The organism is Pseudonocardia sp. Ae717_Ps2, from assembly GCF_001932475.1.
Lineage (GTDB): Bacteria > Actinomycetota > Actinomycetes > Mycobacteriales > Pseudonocardiaceae > Pseudonocardia.
In genome coordinates, this window is record NZ_MCIS01000001.1 from 4,281,337 (window position 1) to 4,305,526 (window position 24,190).

Here is a 24,190-nt window from a genome sequence, read left to right on the forward strand (position 1 = left end):
CGGGCGCCGGGAATCGAACCCGCGTGGCCAGTTCAGAAGGAAGTTCGCGGACTTCGTCCTTCACCTTCACCGAGGACAACCCGCGTCCGGCGCGCTCCTCGGTCATGGTGCCGTCGGTACTGGAGCTGCTGCCCTGCTGCCCCAGTGGGATGCCCGGCACACCAGGCGGGAGCACCTCATCGCCAGCCACCTCCTGCCGATCGCTCTTGTCAAGAGGTCTGAATCAAAGACGCATCTGCGACTGAACAGCAGTCTGCGCACCGCACCTGCGCCAACATCTTGCCCAGAGTCGATCTCGTACGTGTCTTGCATCACGCAAGCCGTCACACTATCGTGCATCGGTACTACCAAACCGGTAGCACCAATGGGCGGGACCTCGGTGGCGCACACGTCCCGAGCGCCCGTCTGGGAGGAGCCCGACGTCGTGCCCACCAAGACTCACGAAGACCAGCTGCAGTCAGTCGTGGATCGCCTGAGCGCTGCTGCGGAAGCTGACTACTACAACCCCTACAAGCGGTTCGCCTGGCCGGACAGGTTGGACGTGGATGGCTACTGGATGAGCCCTGAGCTGATGACAGTTCACGGCACGTCGGCAGCCCGCGAGCTGGACGAAAAGACCTTGCAAGAGATCTCGAAGTGGGAAAGTGGCCACTTCTACAGCCTCAATGTGCACGGGATCCGTGAACTACTGATCGAGGTAGTTCGCCGGATCCACACCACGGGCTTCGAGATCCCGACGAAATTCTTCCACCACTTCGTCGGCGAAGAGAACGAGCACATGTGGTTCTTCGCCGAGTTCTGCCTGCGCTACCTCGGCAAGATCTACCCGGACCGATCCATGAGCTTCGGCACGGATCCCGGGTCACCGCTGGTGCAGAACTTCATCGTCTTCAGCCGAATCCTGATCTTCGAGGAGATCGTCGACTACTTCAACAGCCGCATGGGCTCCGATGACCGCCTCCACCCCACAATCCGGGACCTGAACAAGATCCACCATGAGGACGAGTCCCGGCACATCGCCTTCGGTCGTCAACTTGTGACCCTGGCTTTCCAAAAGGTCTGCGACGACGGCACCGACGATGAGCGTGAATTCTGCCGCACCTACACGCGCCGCTTCCTCGACAGCTCCATCGCCGGCCTCTACAGCCCGGCCGTTTACCGGGACGCAGGCGTCACCAATCCTACGGCGTTCCGCCGAGAGGTCATGAACGACCCCGCTCGCGCAGCTGCGAACCAGGCCATGTCCAGGCGCACTACCTCGTTCTTCCATCGTATCGACGCGATGGCCGCTGCCTGAGCCTCCGCCCCTCGCCTCGCTGCCCCCTCCCCCACACGCTGACGGCCATGAGTCGGCGGAGAACCCGCCTCCTCTGGAACAGGCCCGTGCGCTCCCAAGCAAGCCGACCGGCAACTTGCCGTCCGCGACCCGGACGTTGGAGACATACTGATGACACAGTCCGCGACCACGGATCCGGCTATCACTCCTGTCGGATGTGCCGTACTCGATCCCGCCCAGACCACACTCTTCAACTACGTTGACTCCGAGGTGAGCGAACTCGCCGCGCGACAGGAAGCCGTCCCGGTGATCGGCCCAGGGCTGCTGGCGACAGGGTTCTTGCAGCAAATCGATTTCTTCCAGAACTTCCCACAGCTGGCCTTGCATCCGGCAACGTATGCGACAGATTTTCGTGAGCTTCTGGCGAACGGTGCTGATCCGAGCACGATCGGCAGCGATATCCTGGTTCCCGGAACCGGACTGCTGCCGAGCGCAACCTGCTATGGCGTTTTCGGCTCACTTCAGGGTACCGACTTACATCAGCGCGCCGCGTTCACAGCCGTCGGACGCTGCTTCCGAAACGAGGACACTTACCGAGGGCTCGCCCGCCTGATGTCGTTCCACATGCGCGAGATCATTGCCATCGGCACCCGGGAGGACGTCGAAACATTCCGAACATGGGCCATCGAGGCGGTCCACTCGATGGCGACGCACCACGGATTGGAACTCGGCTTCGAGCCCGCGAACGATCCCTTCTACCTGAAGAGCTCACGAGCCCTGCTGACAGCGCTGGACCCGGTCAAGTTCGAGTTCCTCGCCGATGACGGAACGGCCATCGCCTCCGTCAATCGGCACCGGAACTTCTTCGGGGAGCGCCTCGGTATCACGATCGGCGGCGAGCCGGCTCACTCGGTCTGCCTTGCGTTCGGACTCGAGCGGTGGGTTCATGCGTTGTCGCAGAAGCACGGCTCCGCCGGCGCGGCACTGCCGGCCAGCAGCACATGACGACTGCATCTGCCCAGGCGCGCTGGCATTCCGCTGCAGCAGGTCTCGGAGTGCAGGCCCCGCTGGTGCAGGCGGGGATGGGTGGCGTTGCCGGCGTTGAGCTGGCGGCCGCCGTCAGCAACGCCGGGGCGCTGGGAACGGTCGGCCTGTACCGTCTGCCCCCCGAAGCCTGCCGCTCCACCGTGCACGCCGTGCAGGCGCGGACCACGGCAACCTTCGGCGTCAACCTCATACCTGAAGTCGCAGGTCGTCGGTTGCTCATGCAGCAGCTCGATGCGGTGCTGGATGTCGCCGACCGTCCTATCGTCGTGAACATCTACGGCGTTCCGCCGGAAGAGCTCGCCACGTCGGTGCGCTGCCATCGCCATGTGCTCCTCGTACAGCTGGGCACAGTGGACGAACTGCTCGATGTTGACGCCGATGCCGTGGTCGTCCAAGGGAGCGAGGCCGGCGGGCACCTGCTCGGAGAATCCCCGTTGCTCGAACTGCTGGCTGTCATCGCCTCTCGGCGTTCCGATCTTCCCGTTCTCGCTGCAGGAGGTATCGCCGACCGTCGTTCGTTGGTCGCTGCGATGGACAGCGGCGCGTGGGGCGTACAGGTAGGCACAGCCTTCGTCGTCGCAGACGAGTCGTTGGCCCACCCGCGTTACAAGCAACTCCTGGTCGCCGCCACCCACGCCGACACGGTCATCACCGACCGGTTCGACCACGGTTGGCCTGGCCGTCGTCACAGAGTTCTCGTAGTCGATACCGACGGGTCTGGCAAACGAAGCGACAGCAGCTTCATCGCGGTGGACCGCGATGCTCGCGGCCGGAGGGCCCCCATCGTGCGTGGCTCGGCGAACGTGCCGCTTCGCACGACGGAAGGCGCGGTCGAACAGATGGCTCTCTATTCCGGCGTCGGAGTCGACGAAGTTTCGAGGTCTCGACCGGCACGTCACATCGTCGAAAGTCTCGTGTCCGCCATGCAACCCGAGTTCGGCGCTCCTCGCTCCGTCAGCGGTTCAACATTCAAGGAAACGATGTCCACCGCCACAGCCTTCTCAGATCCGGACGACCCTACTCACCTGGCAACGCCCTTCCCCCTGTCGTCGGCCCAGCGGACACTTCTTCTCGATCCGTACATCTCCAAACGGGTGGTCTCCTGTTGTATCGAGGTCACGGCTCCTGTCGAATCAGAGAAGATCCTGGACGCGTTCGACGAGGTGCTCCGCATCCACCCTGGATTGACGACACGCCTTATCCCGGGGCCCGACACATCCGCGGACGGAACAATCTGGCTGCAGATGCCGACTTCGGTCAGTTCCCGCGACGTGGTTGTTCTGCGCCCGCCTTCGGGGGATCCGGCGCATGTGATCATCCGCCGTGAGCTGGACGACATACGCATTGGGAACCTGGATCCACGCGAGAACCTCCCCGTCAGAGGCAGCATCACACCAGCGCGGGGCGGCGCGATCCTGGTACTCGCGGCGCACCACCTCGTGATGGACGCACTCTCTCGTCTCCTCCTCGTCCGCACCCTCGACCAGGCGCTTCGAGGCGACAGCACCGATCCGACTCCACCGGCGGGCGGCATACGAGACATGGTCGATCGTGAACAAGCCGCCTGCGGCCAACCACCACCAGACTCCGCCGTCGAGGCCGTGGAGAAGGTGCTCCGCGGCGCTCAGCCGATCGACGTCGGCCGGACCGACGTACCCCGAGATCAGCCCGCCGACCTGGTGTCGATCTGGTTGAGTTCTGCCGAGTACGAAGCGTTCCACCGCTGCAGAGCCCGGTTGGGCGCGACGTCGTACACCGTGTTGCTCTCCGGCTTCCTGACGGAGTTGGCATCGCGCAGCAACTCGGCGTGCCCGGCGGTCATGACTGTCCGAACCCGCCGGGTCGGACGAACCCTGCGATCCCTGGTCGGGACGTTTGCCGACGGGATCGTCATCGCCCCTCCCCGGCCGATCCACCCCGAGGCGACCGTCGAGTCCGTCGTTCAGGATATCGGGTCCGTCCTCTTCCGAGGCCTCGCCGCGAAGCACAACCTCGTCGATCTCCTGCCTTCCTCACCCTCGCTTCAGCGCTACCTGGCCGGCGACCTCGGCCCGGTTATTGCCTTCCAGTATCTGGACATCGCGTCCGCGACGCTTCCGGAGCCAGGAGCCAGAGCTCGACTGTGGTATCGCTCCGAGACGGAGATCAACTTCGATGGCATGGGTATGGAGACGCTCCATGTCATCTGCACGGATCACGGAGACTCGATGGAGATCGGCGCCTGGTATCCACCCGGCGCTTTCAGTGTCGACACGGTGCAAGACATGCTGAAAGGATTTGTCCCGAGGGCGATCGAGCCGATCCGTCCGACGCCAACTGCGTGAATCACATCCCGCTGACCGCAATGACACGGAGAAACTAAATGGCCACCCATGCCTTTCCGGAAGCTGAGGCCGCGATCATCGCACTCATTCTGGACAACAATCCTGAGCTCACCACTGTGGATCCAGGCGAGGACCTGATCGAGAGCAGGCTCATCGACTCCTTACAGTTCGTCGAGGTGCTCGCCATCATCGAGGACGCGATCGGGCACGAGGTCGACGTATCACGGTTGACCGTCAACGATTTCCGCTCCTTGGATGCTATCGCGCGAACATTCTTCACCAACGACGTCGGAGCGTCGGCGTGACGGCCGTCGAGCGGCAAGCTGTGCACCGAGAAGCCGCCTCGGGATCCGACCTGCTCACCCGGGCAGCGTCGTCGAAGCTAACTCAACAAGCTTTCGGGTACTGGCAGTCCGGTGCTCTGTTTGAGCTCCTGTCCTCGGGCCTTGTCGATCGACTGGACGGAACCTCCTCCGGTGAGCAGCTGGCGCACGAATGTGGTCTGCATCCGGAGGGAACCCTGGCCTTGCTGCGCGCGGCGCAGGCGATGGGGCTTGTAGCACCTGCAGGGACAGGCTGGGCCCTCGCTCCCGCGGTCGAACCCTTTCTCGACCCAGGGTCGCCGACATCGCTGCGACACTGGTTCGCCGTCATGGATCGTTGGAGAGAGCCCTGGTCTTCGCTGTCGACGACGCTCAAGTCAGCGGAGGGCGGTGGCGGCTCGGCCCGTCTCGAGACAGATCCGGCGTACGTACGCGACTTCATCATCGGAATGCACGAGTTCGCGCGGCTCTCGAGCAACGCAGTCATCGACGCCGTCCGCGACGCCTTCCCCGCGCCTGGAGCTCAGGACACCTTGCTCGACGTCGGTGGCGGCGCCGGGACGTACGCGATCGCTGCCTTGTTGGCCGCGCCCGATGCCACGGGCACCGTTCTCGACCACCCCGATGTCGTCCCGTTGTGTGACGAGATCGCGCGTCACGAAGGGGTCGCCGACAGGTTGTCGGCAGTGGCCGGCGACTACCGGGGTTCGTACGGAGACCGGCGATACGGGACGGTGCTGCTCTCCAACGTCCTGCATCAGGAGGACGACGACAACGCCGTGGCCATGCTGCGGGAGAGTCGCCGTGTCACCCGCCCGGGCGGGCATGTCGTCGTACACACCCATCTCAGTGGGGGACAGCGCCCGAAGCTCTTCCCCGCCCTCCAGGGGGTGTCCGCATTCGTCCTCTGGTCGGGTGGTGCGGGCATGACCGAGGAACGGCTGCACAACCTTCTCTCCGCAGCTGAGCTGAAAGCGGCCCGCATCAGCACCGTCCGGGACAGCGGCACCACCATCGCCGTCTGTCCCGTCTGACGTCACGCTCGCCCGACCCCGCTTATCGCTCCTCAGGCCGGCCGGCGATCCCGGAGACGGCCTTCACACGTCATCTCCGATCGGAGCCGTCGCATGCCCATCACGAAGAAGGGACACCTCTTGTCTCCACAAGCGCTGGATGTCGAGCTGTACACGACCATGAGTCGGATACGAGCATTCGAACTCACGGCAGAGAAGTTGTTCCTCGCGGGAGAGCTCCCCGGCTTCATCCATGTGTCGATCGGCCAGGAGGCCGTTGCCGCCGGCGTGTGCGCCGCGCTCTCGGTGGAGGACTACCTCACGACCACCCACCGTGGTCACGGCCACACACTGGCCAAGGGGGCCGACACCGGCGCCATGATGGCGGAGCTGTTCGGGCGTACCACCGGAGTGTGCGCAGGCCGCGGTGGCTCAATGCACATCGCAGATTTCAGCGTCGGCATGCTGGGGGCCAACGCCATCGTGGCGGGCGGAATCGGGATCGCCGTCGGAGCAGCGCTGACTTCCGCGATGACGAGCAACGGTCGCGTCGCCGCTACGTTCTTCGGTGACGGCGCGACCGGGCGAGGACCGTTCGCCGAAAGTCTGAATCTAGCTCAATTGTGGGAACTTCCTGTCGTTTTCGTCTGCGAGAACAACGGGTGGGCATCAACCACGCGCAACACCGAGGCCCTGGCTCAACCTGATGTCTCACAGCGCGCCCGAGCTCTAGGCATGAACGCGGTCGATGTCGACGGCAACGATGTGTTCGACGTTCACGCCGCCGCGCGCAAAGCCGTCCAGCGCGCGCGTGCAGGAGCAGGTCCCACCCTCATCCAGGCGCACGTACATAGGTGGCGTGGGCACTACGTCGGCGACCCAGCCAAGTACTACAACCCCTCCGAAGTCGCGCGGTGGAAGGACAAAGATCCGTTGGAGCTGGCCGCCGCAGTTCTGTCCGAGAACGGGACGTGGCGGCCCGGCGAGCGAGAGCAGATCGACGCCGAAGCAGCGGCCGAGATCGAGAGCACTGTCACAGCGGCCAGAAAGGCGCCTGAGCCGGACCCTGGATCGGCCGCTCGTTTCCTCTTCCATGAGTCGTCGACAGGCCCGCGGCAGGGTCCTGGAGAACGGGTGACGTCGTCGCGGATGGCAGGTGCCTCGTGAGGACCAGCTACGCGAAAGCGACGCTCGCTGCCATGCGGGAGGAGATGGAGCGCGACGCCGGGGTCTTCCTCATGGGTGAGGACATCGCCAAGCAGGGCGGCATCTTCGGCCAGTTCAAGGGGCTCAGCGAAGAGTTCGGGGCACACCGGGTCCGAGACTTCCCGATCAGCGAAGCTGCGCTGATCAGCTCTGCGATCGGAGCAGCCCTCACCGGACAGCGTCCGGTCGTGGACATGCACTTCAGCGACTTCGTCACATGTGCCATGGACGAGCTGACCAATCAGGCGGCGAAGCTCAGCTACATGTTCGGTGGGCAGGCGAACGTGCCCATCGTCGTCCGCGCGCCGGAGGGTGCCGTCCGCTCCGCGGCCGCGCAGCATTCTCAGAGCCTCGAGGCATGGTTCGTCCACACTCCGGGATGGCGTGTGGTCGCACCCGCCACCCCGGCGGATGCGAGATCGTTGCTGAAGGCAGCGATTCGATGCGACGACCCCGTGCTGTACCTGGAACACAAGGCTCTGTACTCCATGAAGGGGGAAGCGGTTGCGGCGGACGAGCACGAGGACGGCGTAGCCACCCTGGGACGAGCTCGTGTCGTTCGACCGGGCCGGGATCTGACGATCGTGACCTGGTCGAAGTCTCTCCACACCTGTCTGTCCGCCGCGGACGAGCTTGCCGGAGGAGATCGCCCGGTCGAGGCCGAGGTGCTCGATCTCCGCACACTTGCACCCTGGGACCGCCAGTGTGTCCTGGAGTCGGTCGAGAACACCGGGAGACTTCTGGTCGTCCACGAGGCCGTCCGCACCTGTGGTCTGGGCGCCGAGATCGTGGCGACGGTGGCCGAAGACTGTCACGGCCTGCTAGATGCACCGCCTAGGCGAGTGGCGAATCCGGATCTTCCGGTTCCGTTTGCCGCGAGTCTGGAGCGAGCCGTGATCCCCCAGGTCGCGGACGTGGTCGCTGCGGCCCGGGAGGTGGCGGGATGAGCACGGATATCGTCATGCCGCAGCTCGGCCTCACGATGGAGACCGGAATCCTGACCGGGTGGCTGGTCCAGGAGGGTGCGACGGTCGCGCAGGACGACCCTGTCGCCGAGATCTCGACGGACAAGGTCGAGCACGAACTCGTCGCACCTGCCGACGGAGTCATCACGATTCTGCGGCCGGCTGACGACGAGGCCGAGCTCCCGGTCGGCACCGTGTTGGCCCGCCTCAACTGACGCCCGCCCATCGACGTTCAACGGAGACCGTCATGCAGGTCGACCAGCCCACCACTCATACGTCGTCGCAACGCCGGCGAATCATCGTCGCGAGCTTCATCGGGACGGCGATCGAGTTCTACGACTTCTACATCTATGGGACTGCCGCAGCCCTCGTGTTCGGACGGCTGTTCTTCCCGAGCTTCTCCAGTACAGCTGGTACGCTCGCCGCCCTCGCGACCTTCGCGGTCGGATTCGTCGCGCGCCCCCTCGGCGCCCTGCTCTTCGGGCACTGGGGCGATCGACTCGGCCGCAAATCCATGCTGATCGCATCACTTCTGATCATGGGTGGCTCGACGGTCGCCGTCGGGTTCGTCCCCACGTTCGAGGTATGGGGTGTGTGGGCACCGATCACTCTGGTCGTCGTCCGCTTCCTGCAAGGGGTCGGTTTGGGCGGCGAGTGGGGAGGCGCGGTGCTGATGGCCACCGAACATGCCCCGGAGGGAAAGCGTGGTCTCTACTCAGCCTTCCCCCAGCTGGGACCGGCGGTAGGGTTCATCATCGGGAATCTCTTCTTCCTCATACTGAATTCCACGATGAGCGCCGAGGCGTTCTTGAGCTACGGATGGCGTATCCCATTCCTGGCCTCGGCGGTACTCCTCGCCGTTGGCTACTACATCCGGATCAAGGTCGCAGAGACTCCGGTCTTCGAGGCCGCGATGGAGAAGCAGGAGCGTTCGAAGGTTCCGCTACTCGATCTGCTCAGGTTTCAACCGAAGGTCCTTGTACTCGCAACACTGTCGTTCATCCTGGCGCACACGTTGTTCTATACGGTCACGACGTTCTGCTTGTCGTACGGCACCTCCGTGCTCGGGGTATCGAGGACATCGATGCTGCTGTCGGCGCTGGTCGCGGCCGCGGTGATGGGAGTAGCCACGCTGTACTTCGCCGTGGCGTCCGATCGACTGGGGCGACGACGGGTATGCATAGTGGCCGCGGTCGCTGCGGCCGTCTGGGCATTCCCCATGTTCTGGCTGATCGACACCACATCCGGCCCCCTGATCACGATCGCCCTGGTGGGTGGACTGCTCTGCTTCGCCATGCTCTACGGACCGATGGGCGCGTTCCTACCCGAGCTGTTCAGGGTTCGTTTCCGCTACTCCGGTTCATCACTCGCCTATAGCGCAGCCGGCATCGTCGGCGGCGGGATCAGCCCGCTCGTGGCAACAGATCTACTGGCGACCACGGGCACATCATGGCCGGTATCGGCCTATCTTGTCGCGATTGCGCTCATCTGCCTGTTCGCCTTGCTCGGCCTGCCCGAAACCAAAGAGGACGATTTCCCGGACGGCCTCGTGTCGTCCGACACCGTTGGCGAGTCGGAGGCCACAAGATGAGAAAGAGGATGTTCGATCTCACCGGAGCAGTCGCGCTCGTCACCGGCGCCGCGCGAGGCATCGGTCTCTCGGCGGCAGCAGGGCTGACGCTACAAGGCTGTCGAGTTGTCCTCGCAGACATCGACTCGACCACCGTGAAGCAGGCCGCACACGAGATCGGTGACGGGGCCGAAGCCTTCGAGGTCGACGTCCGGGACACGAAGGCACTCGCCGCGCTGGTCGCAGACGTGCTGGGACAGCCTCACGAACTCGGAATCCTCGTCAACAATGCAGCTGTCCTGAACACGGATCCTCTCGAGCAGGTCTCGACCGACGACTGGGCTCACGTCATGGACGTGAATCTGACGGCGGCGTTCGAGGCGACGCGCGCCGCGGCGAAGGCTCTGGACGGACGTCCCGGCCGGATCATCAACGTCGCGTCCGTCGCGGGCAAGCAAGGGGGTGGCGTCTTCGGAACGTCGGCCTACGCGACGTCGAAGGGTGGACTCATCGCACTGACCAAGAGTTCAGCACGAGAGTTGGCTGTGCGAGGGACGACGGTCAACGCAGTCGCCCCTGGCCCCGTCGACACGGACTTCATCGCGCAGCAAGATCCACGGCGGCGCCGTGACCTCGTCGATCTCATTCCCCTGGGTCGTTTCGCACGGGCGGACGAGGTTGGAGCAGCAGTGTGCTTCCTCGCCTCGCGAGAAGCCGGATACGTCACCGGCAGCGTGCTCGACGTCAACGGGGGGATGGTCATGGCATGACCGGACAGGCCGTCACCGGACTAGTGGTCGTACCATTGCGGCCCGGCCTTCTGGTGGCGGCCGAACAACCGGTACCGGGGTCCCCCAGCGGCAGGGCGCGATGGGTCACCGGTCGGAAGGGAACCTCTGCCATGCAACCTGCGCGAGATGCCGAGCAGCTCGACGACGACGTCGACCCCATAGCCGAGGGTCTGTCGGCGATCATCAAGGGCCTGAAGCCCGGGGACAGACTTCCCCCAGAGCGTGAGCTCGCCACCAGGCTGGGTGTGAGTCGTACAGCTCTGCGAGATCGCCTTCAGCAGGCCGAGGCCCTCGGAGTGCTGCGTCGGAGGGTCGGCTCCGGCACCTACGTCGAACGAATCGACCCGAACGGTCTCGCCACCGGCCTGCAACTGGCCATAGACGCGTCACAGATCGACCTGAGCTCACTCCACTCCGTGCGTGTCGCGCTCGAGCGTCAAGCCGCCCTCGATGCGGCTCGGCATCGCCCAGAGATTCCACTTGCCGAGATGGCGGAAGCCATCGCCCTGATGCGGTCGGCCGCCGCGGACCGCGACATGGCACGCATGGCCGAAGCGGACGCCTACTTCCACCGAGCACTAATGGATTCGTCAGCGAACACCGCACTCGCGTTCTTCGGTCATGCCATGGCGAAGGTAAGGCGAGATGCTATGCGAACGAGAACCAGGCAGCTCAGCCTCGTCGACCGGACTCCGACGTTCATCGTCGAACTACACTCGGCGATCTTCAGCGCCATCAGCAGCGGCGACCCGGAGCGCGCCACGGAGGCAGTAGAAAGCCATTTCGCCGAGTTCGCCCAGGCGGTCGTCGAGATCGGCCAGCATCCATACGCGGAGTGAATCTCATCGGAACCAGGAAGGACGACATGAGCCGGCCGAATTCGCATTCTGTCGCGCCCGCGACTCCCGTGGTGCGACTCTGGTTGGCAGTACTAGCCGGTTACCTCGCTCTCGGCGCGACCATCCAGGCGATCCCCGGCTATGTGACCGACGATCTGGGCGCTGGAACATTCGGTAGCGGTCTGGCCGTGGGAATAGCCTTTCTCGCAACCGCAGCAGTCCGGCCGATCGCAGGCCTACTGGCCGACACACGAGACCCCCGGCCGGTCGTCATGCTCGGTGGCGTCCTGACTGCCACTGGTGGCCTGGGGCACTTGCTTGCGCCGAATCTCGTCCTGCTCCTGGTCGCTCGACTCGTCATGGGAGCCGGCGAGGCTGCCTTGTTCTCCGCGGCGCTACCGTGGGTGCTCCGACGAACTCCACCGGAGCGAAGTGGTCGGGTCGCGGGTTGGTTTGGCCTCTCGATGTGGGGCGGCCTCGCGGTCGGGCCTCTTGTCGCCTCGCTCACGGTCCCGGCTGCGGGCTACACCGTGGTCTGGCTTCTGGTCTCGGTGCTCGGCCTCGTGTCCGCTGTCTTGGTGTCGACGACACGCGCCCAGAGCAAGGAAGGCCCTGCACACAGTCGTCCGCTGCGCCAGCTCCTTGATCTCCGAACACTCGTCCCCCACGCCGCAGTCGCGCCCGGCATCGCGTTCGGCTTGTCGAGCTTCGGGTACGGAACCATCGCGGCGATGGTGGTGTTGTTCCTGAGCGAGGCCGACGTGTCAGCGGCCGGGTACGCACTGGCCGTATTCGCGGTCGTCTTCCTGATCGTCCGGGCCGTCGGCAGCCCGATGGTAGATCGTTTCGGCGGAGCGCGGATCGGGCAGATCGCAGTGGCCAGTGAGGTCGTCGGCCTGGTGGTTCTGGCGTTGCTGCCGCCGTCGAACCTCTCCGTCCTCGGAGTGGCCATCGTCGGGGCCGGTGTCGCGCTCACGTACCCGGCGACGGTGTCGATGACAGTGCACCGCGCGAAGTCGCTCAACCTGGGAACAAGCGTCGGCGTGATGATCTCCTTCTGGGACCTCGGCATCATGATCGCCGGTCCGATCGCCGGGATGGTCGCGGTGTTGCTCGGCTTCCCAGCTGCGTTCCTCATCGCAGCGCTGCTCGGGATCGGCTCGATCGCGGTGATTCAGTTCGGCGTCGGACGCCCGGAACCCATGGCGCCGGCGACCCACGGCACGAAGGAGTGAGAAGTGGGAAAGCCCGGCGACATCGGCCCGAGATACGACGGACCGGCGATCGAGCTGGTCGGCGTCACGGTCCGCCGCAAACTGGTGCCACTCGTGCAGGACATCGATTGGAGAGCCGAGTACGGACAGCATTGGGTCGTCTTCGGCCGTAACGGTGCCGGCAAGACGACGATCATGCGAGTGGCTAGTGGAACTACGTTCCCCAGCAGCGGTCACGCAACCGTGCTCGGACATCGAATGGGACGGGTCGACCTTCGGTCGCTGCGCAAGCACGTCGGCCTCGTGACCACCAAGCAACGGCTACCGGACGAAGAACGGTGCACAGTAGAGACTGTCGCGCTGACAGGACATACCGGCACGACCCTTCCCCTGTGGAGCTACTACGACGATGCCGTCCGGGATCGCGCACATTATTGGCTGAAGTTCGTGGGCTGCGACTATCTGAGAGAACGTTCCATTCGCTCCTGCTCGCAAGGTGAGCGAGCACGTGTCCGACTGGCCAGAGCCCTCATGGCCGACCCTGCGCTGCTTATCCTCGACGAGCCATTCGCAGGCCTCGACATGCCGGCCCGCGAAGATCTCGTCGATGCACTCGAGCAGCTGCCTACGCTCAAACCGGCCCTCACAACCGTTCTCGTGACCCATCACGTCGAAGAGATTCCCCGGACATCGTCGCACGCCCTGCTTCTCCGAGATGGCAGAGTAACTCGGTCGGGACCGTTCGACGAAGCATTCACCGAGGAGACACTAGGAGAATGTCTGGATCGCAGAATCCGCTTGACCGAGATCGACAGTCGTTGGACTGCGCTTGTGCCTCGATCAGGGCCATCGAACGGAATCGCACGTCCGAGCTGAGAGAGTTCGGTTCCTCAACCGCCATTCAGGTCGTGGACAGATCTCGACGATCGACAGCTTGGGTCTGCCCGACCACGGGCATCTCGACGAGGACGTCGGTCGACTTGATGATCGCGACGGCCAACGACCCCTGTTCGAGACGTAGCTCGCGGGCAGCTTCGCTACTCATCACCGACACGATCCGGTGCGGCCCACACTGGATCTCGACCCTCGCCATCACCAGGTCGCGGACGACCGACGTCACGAGGCCGACCATGTGATTGCGCGCCGACCGGTCCCCCGGTCTCGGGTCCCCGGCCGCCGAGACATCCTCCACCAGCCCAGCCCCCACCCCGGGCGAGGTGGCCGTGACCGGGGATGTCCGCGCGCCGCGGACCTGGACCCGCAGCGACCTCGCCGCACTGCCACAGACGACGGTCGACGTCCGATACGGCAGCGGAAAGGGGCCGCAGGAGCACACCCTGAGTGGCGTCCCGCTGGTCCGGCTTTCTCCCTCCGGAGGCACTCGCCACGACCGATGCGAAGAACGACCTCCTGTCCTTCGGGGTGCTCGCGGTCGGCGCGGACGGTTACCGCGCGCTCGTCTCCTATGGCGAGGCGTCCCCCGACTTCGGCAATCGCGGACTGCTCGTCGCCCTGACCGAGGACGGGAAACCTCTGGCGCAGCCCCGACTCGCCGTGCCGGGGGATGTGAAGGGCGGCCGCTACGTCAGCGACCTGGTCCAGCTACGGGTCGTGCGGACCAGTGACTGACCCCCATCCGGCCGCCGCCCGAACGCTCAGGGCGGCGGCCGGCGGACTCACGGCGCGAGGTAGATGGACTTCAGCGCCTGGTAGGCGGCGAGCCCCTCAGGGCCGAGCTCACGGCCCATCCCGGACTGCTTGACGCCACCGAACGGCGCAGCCGGATCCGGCAGGTAGGCGTTGATTCCGATCGTCCCGGTCTGCACCCTGGCCGCGACCGCCTCACCCCGTTCCGGGTCCGCGGTCCACACGCTGCCGCCGAGGCCGAAGTCGGACTCGTTCGCGATCCGGACCGCGTCGTCGACGTCGGTGTAGGAGATCACCGACAGCACCGGGCCGAAGATCTCCTCCTGAGCAATCGTGTGCCGATTGTCGACGTCGGCGAACACCGTCGGCTCCACGAACCAGCCCCGGTCGAGACCTGCCGGGCGTCCGCCGCCGGTGGTGATCCGTGCGCCCTCACCGGAGCCCTTGGCGATGTAGCCCTCGATCCGGTCCCGCTGCCGAGCCGAGGCGACCGGGCCGATCTGGGTCCGCTCGTCGAGGGCATCGCCGACCTGCAGGCTGCGCGCGAACCCGGTCAGCGTGTCGACGACCTCGGCATAGCGCGACGACGGAGCCAGGATGCGCGTACCCAGGTAGCAGGTCTGACCGTTGTTCAGCAGCGTCGCACCGAACAGGCTCTCCAGGTTGGACCCGAGATCGGCGTCGTCGAGGACGATCGCCGCGGACTTGCCACCCAGCTCGAGGGTGACCGGTCGCAGCAACCGTGCGCACGTCTCCGCCACGGTCCGACCCGCCGCCGTCGACCCGGTGAAGGCCACCTTGTCGACCTGCGGGTGCTCGATCAGGTACTGACCGGTGTCCCGGCCGCCCTGCACGATGTTGACGACGCCTGCCGGAAGGCCGGCGGCCGCCGCGGCCTCGGCGAACAGCTGGGCGTCGAGGACGGTCTCGGGGCTCGGCTTGAGCACGATGGTGCAGCCCATCGCGAGCGCCGGTCCGAGCTTGAATGCGGCGAGGGTCTGCGGGTAGTTCCACGGCACGATCCCGGCGACGACCCCGATCGGTCTCCGGGTCACCCGGATCCGCCCGCCCATGAGTCCGTCGCGGACCTCGTCGAGCTCGGTGGTGCGAGCCAGGCCGGCGTAGTACCGCAGCAGAACCTGCGGGAACACACCCTCCAGCTGGGTGGCGATGGAGATCGGCATCCCGTTCTGAGACGCCACCCGGCGCGCCATCTCCGGTGCGCGCGCGTCGAGCTCGTCGGCGAGGCGCTCCATCACCGCAGCCCGGTCTCCCGGCGCCCAGCCGGCCCACCCAGACGGATCGTCGAACGCCGAGCGGGCCGCCGCCACGGCGGCGTCGACATCACGCTCCACTGCCTCGGGAACCCGGCCGATGACCTCCTCAGTACTGGCGGAGACGACCTCGATGATCCGGGAGGACGACGGGGCGACCCACTCCCCGCCGATGTACAGGGACTCGTACACAGTGCTCACTGCGACTCCTTTGTCAGGCTGCGATGCACTACAACACACTGCCGCTGATTCGTTCGCGTGTCGACCTTCGATCCGCAGATGCGGACTTGTTCGCTCCACTGCCGACGTCTATCCGCGAGCACGCCTGACAGAAGAAGGGACGTGCCCAGGGGCCGGGCAGGCAGCCCGCCCGGACGAGGTCGATGATCCGGATCCGAGGTCAGCCGGCCGGTCGGACCCACGCGCCTCCATCCGACAGCGCAACGGAGCGGCCGAATCGCGCCCGGAACACCCGTCCGAACCACGCCGGGTTCCGGAACCCCCATCGAGCCCCCACCTCGGCCACCGTCAGGTGCGCGAACCTCGCGTCACGGAGCTCGGCCCGGCAGCGTTGCAGCCGCTGCTCCCGGATGACGGCCGAGACGGACGTTCCGGTCTCGGCGAAGAGCCGGTGCAGATGCCCCAGCGAGATCCCGCACCGCGCCGCGACGAGACCGGGCCCGAGATCGACATCGGAGAGCCGCGCGTCGATGACCGCTCTCGCCCGTTCGACGTGGACCGACTCGGACACCAGCCCTACCGCTTCGCCCGCGAGGATCGCGAACAGATTCCCGACTGTGCGCTGCACCCCGTCGAGAGCCGGACCCGGCAGCTCCGCGGCGGCCACCTCATGCAACGAGCCGAGTAGACCGGCGACCACCGCTCCCAACCCGCCGGTGCCATCGAACCGCACCGCGCTCATCCGGACTGCCTGAGCCCGGCGCACCCGAGCCATGCCGATCGGCTGCGTGCAGATCGTGTAATCGAAGGACTCGAAGGCGGTCAGCGTGAACGAGCTCCCCCATCCAGAACGACGATGTCCCCGGCACCCAGCACGACCTCGCGACCGCCCTGTACCGCTACCGAGCGCCCCCGCCGGATCAGCGCGGCGTGCAGATCGGTCTCAGTCGCAGACTCGATATGGCGCTGCGCCCTGATGAAGCGATGGGGCCCTGACGCGAGCCGGGACACGCGACTGACCCCGATGCTCGCCGCGACGATCTTCCCGAAGACCGTCCGCCCTCCCCGGGGGAGCACGTCGAGGCTCCCGAGCTGGGCACAGACAGAGGACGACCAGCGCGCGAGTCTCTCACTCTCGGGGACCGTCGCAGTGTCGAACTCCACCACGCTCATCCGGTCACCTCCCCGGAATACCGACCGGGCAGCCCCTCCACAGAAGTCGCACGGCCTTGACCGTGACAACACAGTGCGCGCCGCGCCCCGGCGTCCACACGTCGGCCAGTGCATGACCACGATGCCGCTATTGCGCCTGGCATATGCACTGAGAACCGCATCTGCGGGATTCTAACGGCAGCCCGGGTCAGTCGCGTCAATCTGTCAGTACTCGTTGACTCGCGCAGGTAGCTGTTCTTGACTTCCGCCGACCGCCACCTGGGCGGGAACCACAGGACGACCAGGAGCACGCCATGGAATCAGCCATCGACACCCACCTGCAGTGTCCGCGGACGCTGTCCCGACGGGTCGCCGACGAATACCAGCCGCCGTTCCCGATGTTCGTCGCCCGCGCCGGTAGTGATCTCACCCAGGTGGTGATGGGCTACTTCGGCGTCCAGTACCACGGCGACGACCACCGCGCCGAGGCGCTGAGCACGTTGCGGCACATCGTCGGACAGTTCGCGCTCCCGGACGGCCCCGGCGAGTACGACACCACCGAGCACACCGACGCGCAGGACCACGTGAACCTGATCGCCGTCGGATACTGGCGGGACCCGGCGACTTACGAACGCTGGCTGTCCGGCCCCGATGTCGCCGACTGGTGGAACTCCGACGAACGCCTCTCCGCAGACACCCGTGTCGTAGGGCTCACTCGACCTGCTGGAGCGCTGGGCCGAGTCGCACCCTACGCACCTGCGGATCTTCGTGACCTTCTTCCGTGTCGTCGAACAGCTCGAGAAGCTCCGGCTCTACCACGAGGTCTCGGTCTTCGACGCCGGCGACCAGTACTACGAGTACATCAACTGCCACCCGGCGACAGGCCTGTTGCGCGACGCTGCGGTTCCGACCAGCACCTGAACCTTCCCGGTCGCCGGGTGCGCACCACGCGCACCCGGCGGCTGCTCCCAGGGCAGGGCTTGCACACGGTAGGCCTGCAGAGTGTTCAACCGGACCCGCACCACGTCCTCGATGTCGCGTGCCTGCGCCCTGCGGGTCTGTCGGGAGCTCGCGCCGTCGAGCGACCATCCATGGGCACGCAACGAGCGAGCAGCACCGCCGCAGCGGCGACGAGATGGGCACCATGATCGAGCGCGGCAGAAAGCGTCCGCCGGATGCGGAGACCCGACGACCGCACCTCCGAGGGCGGCCAATCGCCCGAAACAACAGCAGCGCCCCTCCCAAGATCGGGAGTGGGCCGTTTCCGCTGACAGAACCACCCGAGGGGGCAACGGAAATCGACCCCGCGTAGCCGGTTCGGAGGCGGAGGGCATCTCCGTCGCCTCCTGTGCTGCCCCTCCCCCGCCGGGCGCCTCCGACTCCAGCAGACCGACGGCAACCGCGAGTCGCCGCGAGTACGCGTCTGTTCTGGCACGCATCTGGCATCGCCCCCGGGATGACAGTGCTAGTTGGCTCCAGCGGCGGAGGTGCTCGTAGTGCCGAGTGACGAGCCCGCCTTGCCGTTGTGAGGGACTGGCCTGACCTTGACGGTTGTTGTCCGTCCAGCCACTAGAGTTCGCGGAAGGCGATCGTCGATGCTGCTGGGTCGCTCGACGCGCGAGAGCGTGCGTCTGCTCGCGGCTCGCGGCTCGGGTCGCGGGCAAGGGTTCTGGAAGGAGCGTGTTCTCTGTGTCGAAGGGCGCCCCGGTCGATGGGTTCACCCTGAGCTTCGACCGTCTGGGATCGGTTGGTCGGCCGCCGGTGGTCCTGCTTCATGGCTGGCCCGGGGACCGGACGGACATGGCGTCCGTCGCCGAGAGGCTTGGGGACGAGTTCGACGTCGTCGTGCCGGACCTGCGCGGTTTCGGCGCCTCGGATAAGCACCTCCGTGACCCCGGCGAGTACTACAGCCTGGTGGCCCAGGCCCGCAGTATCGCGGGACTGATCGAAGAGCTGGGGCTCTCCCCAGTCGTGCTGGGCGGTTACGACATCGGCAGCAGGGTCGGTCAGCAGCTCGCGAAGGACAGGCCCGACCTGCTCAGCGCCATGGTCATCACGCCACCAGCTCCAGGCGTCGGGTCACGGATTCTCAGCGAAGGTCCGTTTCGCGAGTTCTGGTATCAGTCCTTCCATCATCTCGACCTGGCCGAGAAGCTCGTCGACGGGAAACCGGACGCTGTCCCGGACTATCTGGAGTACTTCTGGACCCACTGGTCCGGCCCTGACTTCATCCTGGACACCGCCCGGCTTGAGCACCTGACGTCGGCGTATGGCCCCGCCGGCGCGTTCGTTGCTTCGATCGGGTACTACCGAGCGGCCGGAGACGTCGTGGCGCGCTACCTGGGCGAGACGATCCCCGACGAGAAGATCATGGTTCCCACGACGTTCCTGTGGGCCGAGCACGACCCCCTGTTCCCGGGCGCCTGGTCCGACCGCGTCGGAGAGTTCTTCGCGCAGGTCACCGTGCAGCCCGTGGACGGGGTCGGCCACTTCGTCCCGGTCGAGGCGCCCGACACATTCGCCAGCGCCATCGTGCAAGCAAGCCCCTGAGGGGGCAGGTAGTGGGAGCCGTCTGAGACCGCGAAACACGGCAGGGTCCGAAAGATCAGGAGACCGCCCTCGTCGGGCGCGGGCGTGGGCAAGGAGTCCGGTAGCACCATCGAAGACCGATGGTCAGCCGAAGTACGAACAGCGCTCCTCCCATGATCGGGAGCAAGCGCCGTTCTGACCGTCAAGATCGTATGAGCGGGCGACGGGAATCGAACCCGCGTAGCCAGTTTGGAAGGCAGCCGCAACTCCCCACCCCGGCCTCTGGCCTGCGACGACTGCAACGCCGTCAGCTGCAGATGCCACAAGAGCCACCCTTGCACAACGCCAGTTCGCACCACGACTGATGCACGTCAAGGAGGACCCATCAGTCATCAACTCTGATGACCGAACGCAACGATCGGAGACCCCTCCGCGACTTGGTGGGTACTACCACCAACCGGCACGCACCGTGGAGGGAAGTGCTGACGAACGCCAGCCTTAGCACCATGGTCTTGCCAACGCCACGCAAGCAACTGGATCGCCGTCTCGTCGAGTAGTCACGTCGCGACTAGCTCAGGACCAGATCGTACAGCCGTCCTACGTGAATCCGACGGGTCGTCACCTATTGTCGTATAGCAGACCCAGACAAGAAGGGGCGACCTAGCCGCGCGACGATGGCCCCAGCAATGAGCAGCACTTATCATCCGCAGGAAAGACCAGTTGCCGCGGCTGGGAAGTACGGGAATTGACTCGACACAATGACTTGCACGTGGCCCGCGACGGTGATCGACGAGTTCAGAGCGCAGAAAACTCCGCCCTGTGCGCAATGCCGCAAACCAGAATGAGCCAGAAGGTATAGATGACACACCTCACCGACCACGATCTCGGAGCCGTTTATCATGCAGCAGACACTCTTTCTGGCAGCGGGCAGCAATCGACCAGGAAACTTGTACGAGTCGAACTGATATCAGTCATCGTAGCCTCAATTACAGGGATTACGACATTTCGCGTCGGTGACGGCCGATTTGATCTGCTCGCGGTCATCTCAGGCTTGGCGTTTCTTCTGGCATTAGGCGCATCACTGCGACGCTTTCAAAGATCACCCGAGAAGCACTGGTATCAGGGTAGGGCCGCAGCAGAAACAGTCCGAACACTGAGTTGGAAGTTCGCGATGTGCGCGGATCCGTTTCCATCAACACTGGTCGACGCACAGGCGGAGAATCGATTCCTTAATCGAGTCCGACGGGCTCTTCACCAGCTTGACGAAACAGTACTTCCATTACCAACCCTGGGAGATCGAGAACTCACCGATGCTATTCGAAACCTCAGAGAAGCCGACTTGGCAACAAAGCGAGAAGTATATCGACGGGACCGTATTCAGAATCAACTGAAGTGGTACACGAGGCGCAGTCACGAACATAACCGACTGGCAAGAATCTGGATTCGAGCTGCTATCTTCGCTAGCGCCCTTGGAGTCGGCGCGGCAGTTACTAAATTTCTACTAATAGACATAGACCTATTGGGGGTATTCGCTGCTGTAGCCTCCTCCGCTGTCGCCTGGAACCAACTGAATCAGCACCGTAGCCAGGCAATAGCCTACACAGTCACTGCACGCGAACTTACCATCATTAAGGATGCCATTTCGACCATCCCCGATGCGGAATGGACCCAGTTCGTAAACGACGCCGAAGAGGCGATTTCTCGTGAGCATACAATGTGGACCGCAAAGAATGGGGTCCTTTCCAACCGATCTCTCGAACGCGACCTAGAGGACGAGCGGTGAAAAACGATCAGTCCAGCAGCCCAGCTGCACGGCAGTACGCTGCTTTCATCTCATATAGTCACCGCAGTGACAAGCGGACCGGGCCTCTAATCGAGTCAGCCCTAGAGCAATTCCCTGCCACTTGGCATCGACGACGGCGCAGGAGAATCTACCTCGATAGTGGCGACCTCTCTGCATCCGACGATCTCTGGCGATCCCTGGAAGAAGCTCTGACCGATTCTGATCGACTGATACTGATAGCATCTCCTGAGTCTGCCGAATCCAGATGGGTGCAGAGAGAAGTCACCTGGTGGTTGGACAATCGGTCAATAAGCACGATAATCATCCTGCACTCAAAAGGCGATCTAGAGTTTGACGCTGAGGGAAAGATCTCAACCGACGCGTTGCCGGCCGTCCTGCTTCAGAGTATGAATGCCGAACCGAACGTCATCTTCTTGCCACCCATTCCGAAGCGTCAAATCGATCCCGCCGACCCACAATGGAACGCCGTTCTCGCCGCCGTCGCCGCAAACCTCGATGGCGTTTCTAAAGATGCACTAATTGGCGAACATGTCCAGAATAGGAGGCGTTGGCAAATCCTCCGCTCGGTCACCATAGCTCTTCTCTCCGTACTCCTTGTTATCTCCCTGGCAGCAACAGCGATAGCAGTCGTCCAGCGAGACGACGCAGTTCATCAGCAGCGTGTAGCGATTGGTCGGCTGCTGCTCAACAGAGCCGAAGGCGCAATTACAGACGATCCCAGATTGTCACTTCGCCTGGCCGAAGCTGCCTATCATATGAGTTCTGACGCTGAGAACGAAGCCGGCCTCGACCGACTTTTTCGAGGTACCCGCTACTTTGGAACCCTCGAATCGGCAGACGATGACATTCTCTCCTCCGCTTTCTCGCCTGACGGGAAAGCGCTAGCGGCTGCAAATGCAGATGGAAGTCTGATGCTGTGGGATACTTCCGATATTCGCGAGCCTCGAGCAGCCGGGTCACCGGTCAGTTCCCAGAATGCTGTTCTGACCGCAACCGCTTTCTCCGCCACCGGTACTCTGCTCGCGACTGGAGATAACGGCGGCGCCGTTGTCATCTGGGACGTGACAAATCTTGCCGAACCCCGTCCCATCCTGGACGGACAACTTGAGAACGGAGACCTGATCACCGATCTTGCCTTCACCCCGGACGGGAAGACCCTCTTGTGCTCGCTCTCCAACGGTAAGGTTTCGCTGTGGGGTGTTCGTAGCGACGGCAAATCTTGGCAACACGAGACCGTTCAAGTCTTTGAAAAGGGTGTCGAATCTATGGCGCTTTCCCCGGATGGCAGGACCATCGCGGTTAGCGATGGCGGATCCCAAGTGCAACTGCGTCAGACAGCCCAAGGACTGCCGCTCGTCAGATCGATTCCTGTAGCGTCTGGCGAGACTACGACAGCTCTCGCATTCTCGCCAGACGCGTTCCAACTTGCAGTTGGCAACTCGACCGGATCAGTCTCGACTTTCGATCTTCGAGATGGAGCTACACGATCATATGGGGAGCGTAGCGAGGATGGAACCGAATCCGTTGTTGGTATCGCTTTCGCTCCAACCGCTAACATCATCGTGGCCAGCCGGAGATCAGGGACAACAGTGGTGTCAGATCTGACGGACGGTCGCGAGGTAGCGCGTACAAGGCAACCTGCGATCAAAGGCTCATCCGGCGCCAACTCGCTTTCAGTTGATCCACGTGGCTCGGTCTACGCTGTTAACGGCGAGAACGGGGATATCGTGTTATGGCGCCTTGAGGAGTCGAGACGCCCCCAGCTTGTAAGCCCACTCCTTAAGGGCGATCCAACTGACTATCTTTCGGTCCCAAACAACCAAACCTTAGTCGTTGCAGGCGTATCGGGCATGCAATCCATCGATATCTCAGATACCGCAAATCCTCGTCCCGGCACGTTCCAACCCACTGTTGAGGGCGCAGGAGTTTCTGCGATCTCCGCCAATGGAGCCGTGGTGGCGGCCGCTAAAATGGGCATCGTACTGTATCAACGAGATACTACTGGACGTCTGACGCGTCGAGGAATCACGCCACCCCTTCAAACAGTAGGCATCACCGCGCTTGCCGTAAGCCCAGATGGTGCCGCAATGGCAGTGGGAAACGGGAACGGAACCGTGGAGCTTTGGAATATTGCCGATCTGGATAATCCAGTTCAGATTGGCTCGCCACTGACAGGATACGCTGGAACTGTTAATGCACTTTCTTATGATCTCGCTGCCAATACCCTCGTCGGGGCCAGCAGTGGAGCCAGCTATAAAGGTCCTGGATTGGCACCTCCTGGCGCTGATGGAGTTGGAACCGTCATAGTCTGGGATATCCGAGTTCCGGGTGATCCTCAGGCATCTGAACCGCTCGTTGGCCATGTCGGACCTATTGACGCAGTAGCCATTTCACAGGACGGTCTCACACTGGCATATGGCGGAAGCAACGGTAAGATCTTCCTTTGGAATATCGCGGACCCCCGCGAGCCGCAGCGCATAGGACTGCCGCTTCCAACCACGGAAGTTACGGCTTTAGCTTTCGCTCCAGACAACTTGGTCCTCGCAGCGGGCGGAACGGCAGGCAGCTTAAGCTTATGGGACGTCGCCGACCTCTCACGCCCAGTCGTCCCCTTTCCCGCTCCCTCAAGAGTTTTGTCCAGTTCCATACGCTCTATATCGATTTCCCCCGACAGCAATATCCTAGCTGCAGCAACAATTGATAGGATCGCACTGTGGGATATCGGCGTAATCGGCCAGGATCGCCGAAACGTCGTGTCAGCTTCGTGCGCCGCTTCAGCTGGTGGGCTTAGCCACACCGAGTGGGCAGCTGCCATTCCTGGACTCGCCTGGGAGAAGACATGCCCAAACTAGTTCTCAAGCGGTCGTATCCTCGAGCTGCCTACAAATCACTCTTTGCTTTAGCACTTCTCATAATATCAGTAGGTTGCACGGCGCCGTCGGTGTCGCCCGAGCCGGAACGGAATCGACCACCCGTACGGCGATTCGGTGAGGCCGCAGCTGCCGCCCAGAGTGTCGACAAGGAGACTGCAGCTCG

22 protein-coding genes and 1 pseudogene are annotated in these 24,190 nt (G+C 64.0%); 19 read left to right on the top strand and 4 right to left on the bottom strand.

The features are described 5' to 3' along the window. The first annotated feature begins 424 nt into the window (after positions 1-424). The 13 genes from Ae717Ps2_RS19690 to Ae717Ps2_RS19750 all read left to right on the top strand — a co-directional run bounded on the left by Ae717Ps2_RS19690 (position 425) and on the right by Ae717Ps2_RS19750 (position 13,444). Positions 425-1,297: a diiron oxygenase gene (locus Ae717Ps2_RS19690; protein ID WP_075334325.1), complete on the top strand. Its 873-nt coding sequence runs from the start codon at positions 425-427 to the stop codon at positions 1,295-1,297. Positions 1,298-1,546: 249 nt separating this feature from the next. Beyond that, a complete protein-coding gene (locus Ae717Ps2_RS19695; RefSeq protein ID WP_198932214.1) occupies positions 1,547-2,281 on the top strand; it encodes a hypothetical protein in 735 nt (244 codons plus the stop codon). Positions 2,282-2,331: 50 nt separating this feature from the next. Continuing rightward, complete coding sequence (locus Ae717Ps2_RS19700) at positions 2,332-4,647, top strand: nitronate monooxygenase (RefSeq protein ID WP_075333707.1); 2,316 nt, start codon at positions 2,332-2,334, stop codon at positions 4,645-4,647. 38 nt (positions 4,648-4,685) lie between these two features. After that, positions 4,686-4,952: a phosphopantetheine-binding protein gene (locus tag Ae717Ps2_RS19705; protein WP_075333708.1), complete on the top strand. Its 267-nt coding sequence runs from the start codon at positions 4,686-4,688 to the stop codon at positions 4,950-4,952. After that, positions 4,949-6,004 (top strand): methyltransferase, encoded by a 1,056-nt coding sequence (locus Ae717Ps2_RS19710; protein ID WP_083702433.1) that lies wholly within the window; start codon positions 4,949-4,951, stop codon positions 6,002-6,004. Before Ae717Ps2_RS19705 ends, Ae717Ps2_RS19710 begins: the two co-directional genes overlap by 4 nt. A gap of 93 nt (positions 6,005-6,097) precedes the next feature. Further along, positions 6,098-7,150 (top strand): thiamine pyrophosphate-dependent dehydrogenase E1 component subunit alpha, encoded by a 1,053-nt coding sequence (locus Ae717Ps2_RS19715; protein ID WP_075333710.1) that lies wholly within the window; start codon positions 6,098-6,100, stop codon positions 7,148-7,150. Next, complete coding sequence (locus tag Ae717Ps2_RS19720; protein ID WP_075333711.1) at positions 7,147-8,136, top strand: alpha-ketoacid dehydrogenase subunit beta; 990 nt, start codon at positions 7,147-7,149, stop codon at positions 8,134-8,136. The genes Ae717Ps2_RS19715 and Ae717Ps2_RS19720 overlap by 4 nt, the downstream gene beginning before the upstream one ends. Next, positions 8,133-8,369, top strand: coding sequence for a lipoyl domain-containing protein (locus tag Ae717Ps2_RS19725; protein WP_083702434.1), 237 nt, complete (start codon positions 8,133-8,135; stop codon positions 8,367-8,369). The genes Ae717Ps2_RS19720 and Ae717Ps2_RS19725 overlap by 4 nt, the downstream gene beginning before the upstream one ends. Before the next feature lie 32 nt (positions 8,370-8,401). Further along, positions 8,402-9,745 carry an MFS transporter gene (locus Ae717Ps2_RS19730; RefSeq protein WP_075333713.1) on the top strand — a complete coding sequence of 448 codons (1,344 nt, stop codon included), beginning with the start codon at positions 8,402-8,404 and terminating at the stop codon, positions 9,743-9,745. Between the two features lie 8 nt (positions 9,746-9,753). Beyond that, positions 9,754-10,494 (top strand): SDR family NAD(P)-dependent oxidoreductase, encoded by a 741-nt coding sequence (locus tag Ae717Ps2_RS19735; RefSeq protein WP_043283090.1) that lies wholly within the window; start codon positions 9,754-9,756, stop codon positions 10,492-10,494. Beyond that, the gene (locus tag Ae717Ps2_RS19740) at positions 10,491-11,354 is read left to right on the top strand and encodes a FadR/GntR family transcriptional regulator (RefSeq protein WP_083702436.1); all 864 of its coding nucleotides are present in this window, start codon (positions 10,491-10,493) and stop codon (positions 11,352-11,354) included. Before Ae717Ps2_RS19735 ends, Ae717Ps2_RS19740 begins: the two co-directional genes overlap by 4 nt. After that, positions 11,351-12,589 (top strand): MFS transporter, encoded by a 1,239-nt coding sequence (locus Ae717Ps2_RS19745; RefSeq protein WP_075333715.1) that lies wholly within the window; start codon positions 11,351-11,353, stop codon positions 12,587-12,589. The genes Ae717Ps2_RS19740 and Ae717Ps2_RS19745 overlap by 4 nt, the downstream gene beginning before the upstream one ends. A gap of 3 nt (positions 12,590-12,592) precedes the next feature. Further along, positions 12,593-13,444 carry an ABC transporter ATP-binding protein gene (locus Ae717Ps2_RS19750; RefSeq protein WP_083702437.1) on the top strand — a complete coding sequence of 284 codons (852 nt, stop codon included), beginning with the start codon at positions 12,593-12,595 and terminating at the stop codon, positions 13,442-13,444. Between the two features lie 25 nt (positions 13,445-13,469). Here Ae717Ps2_RS19750 and Ae717Ps2_RS39230 read toward each other — a convergent pair whose 3' ends face one another. After that, positions 13,470-13,949, bottom strand: coding sequence for a molybdopterin-binding protein (locus Ae717Ps2_RS39230; RefSeq protein ID WP_369804847.1), 480 nt, complete (start codon positions 13,947-13,949; stop codon positions 13,470-13,472). Between Ae717Ps2_RS39230 and Ae717Ps2_RS19760 the strand changes: the two genes are divergently transcribed. Continuing rightward, positions 13,910-14,197: a hypothetical protein gene (locus tag Ae717Ps2_RS19760; RefSeq protein WP_075333716.1), complete on the top strand. Its 288-nt coding sequence runs from the start codon at positions 13,910-13,912 to the stop codon at positions 14,195-14,197. The two genes, Ae717Ps2_RS39230 and Ae717Ps2_RS19760, sit on opposite strands and share 40 nt — an antisense overlap. Before the next feature lie 47 nt (positions 14,198-14,244). Here Ae717Ps2_RS19760 and Ae717Ps2_RS19765 read toward each other — a convergent pair whose 3' ends face one another. The 3 genes from Ae717Ps2_RS19765 to Ae717Ps2_RS19775 all read right to left on the bottom strand — a co-directional run bounded on the left by Ae717Ps2_RS19765 (position 14,245) and on the right by Ae717Ps2_RS19775 (position 16,842). Then, entirely contained in the window at positions 14,245-15,690 is a 1,446-nt protein-coding gene (locus Ae717Ps2_RS19765; protein WP_075333717.1) for an aldehyde dehydrogenase, read from the bottom strand. 199 nt (positions 15,691-15,889) lie between these two features. Further along, positions 15,890-16,411: a helix-turn-helix domain-containing protein gene (locus Ae717Ps2_RS19770; RefSeq protein WP_158071519.1), complete on the bottom strand. Its 522-nt coding sequence runs from the start codon at positions 16,409-16,411 to the stop codon at positions 15,890-15,892. 80 nt (positions 16,412-16,491) lie between these two features. Then, positions 16,492-16,842, bottom strand: a complete 351-nt coding sequence (locus Ae717Ps2_RS19775) for a hypothetical protein (protein WP_075333719.1) — start codon at positions 16,840-16,842, stop codon at positions 16,492-16,494. 419 nt (positions 16,843-17,261) lie between these two features. Between Ae717Ps2_RS19775 and Ae717Ps2_RS40460 the strand changes: the two are divergent. The 5 genes and pseudogenes from Ae717Ps2_RS40460 to Ae717Ps2_RS35340 form a co-directional block, all read left to right on the top strand. Then, positions 17,262-17,450 (top strand): annotated as a pseudogene (locus Ae717Ps2_RS40460) (phenylacetaldoxime dehydratase family protein); the annotation flags it as partial. Between the two features lie 94 nt (positions 17,451-17,544). After that, positions 17,545-17,742, top strand: coding sequence for a phenylacetaldoxime dehydratase family protein (locus tag Ae717Ps2_RS38365; RefSeq protein WP_255407972.1), 198 nt, complete (start codon positions 17,545-17,547; stop codon positions 17,740-17,742). Between the two features lie 768 nt (positions 17,743-18,510). Next, on the top strand, positions 18,511-19,371 hold the full coding sequence (locus Ae717Ps2_RS19785) for an alpha/beta fold hydrolase (protein ID WP_075334328.1): 861 nt from the start codon (positions 18,511-18,513) through the stop codon (positions 19,369-19,371). 838 nt (positions 19,372-20,209) lie between these two features. After that, the gene (locus Ae717Ps2_RS19790) at positions 20,210-21,133 is read left to right on the top strand and encodes a DUF4231 domain-containing protein (RefSeq protein ID WP_075333720.1); all 924 of its coding nucleotides are present in this window, start codon (positions 20,210-20,212) and stop codon (positions 21,131-21,133) included. Then, on the top strand, positions 21,130-24,006 hold the full coding sequence (locus tag Ae717Ps2_RS35340; protein ID WP_158071520.1) for a toll/interleukin-1 receptor domain-containing protein: 2,877 nt from the start codon (positions 21,130-21,132) through the stop codon (positions 24,004-24,006). Before Ae717Ps2_RS19790 ends, Ae717Ps2_RS35340 begins: the two co-directional genes overlap by 4 nt. The last annotated feature ends 184 nt before the right edge of the window (positions 24,007-24,190 follow it).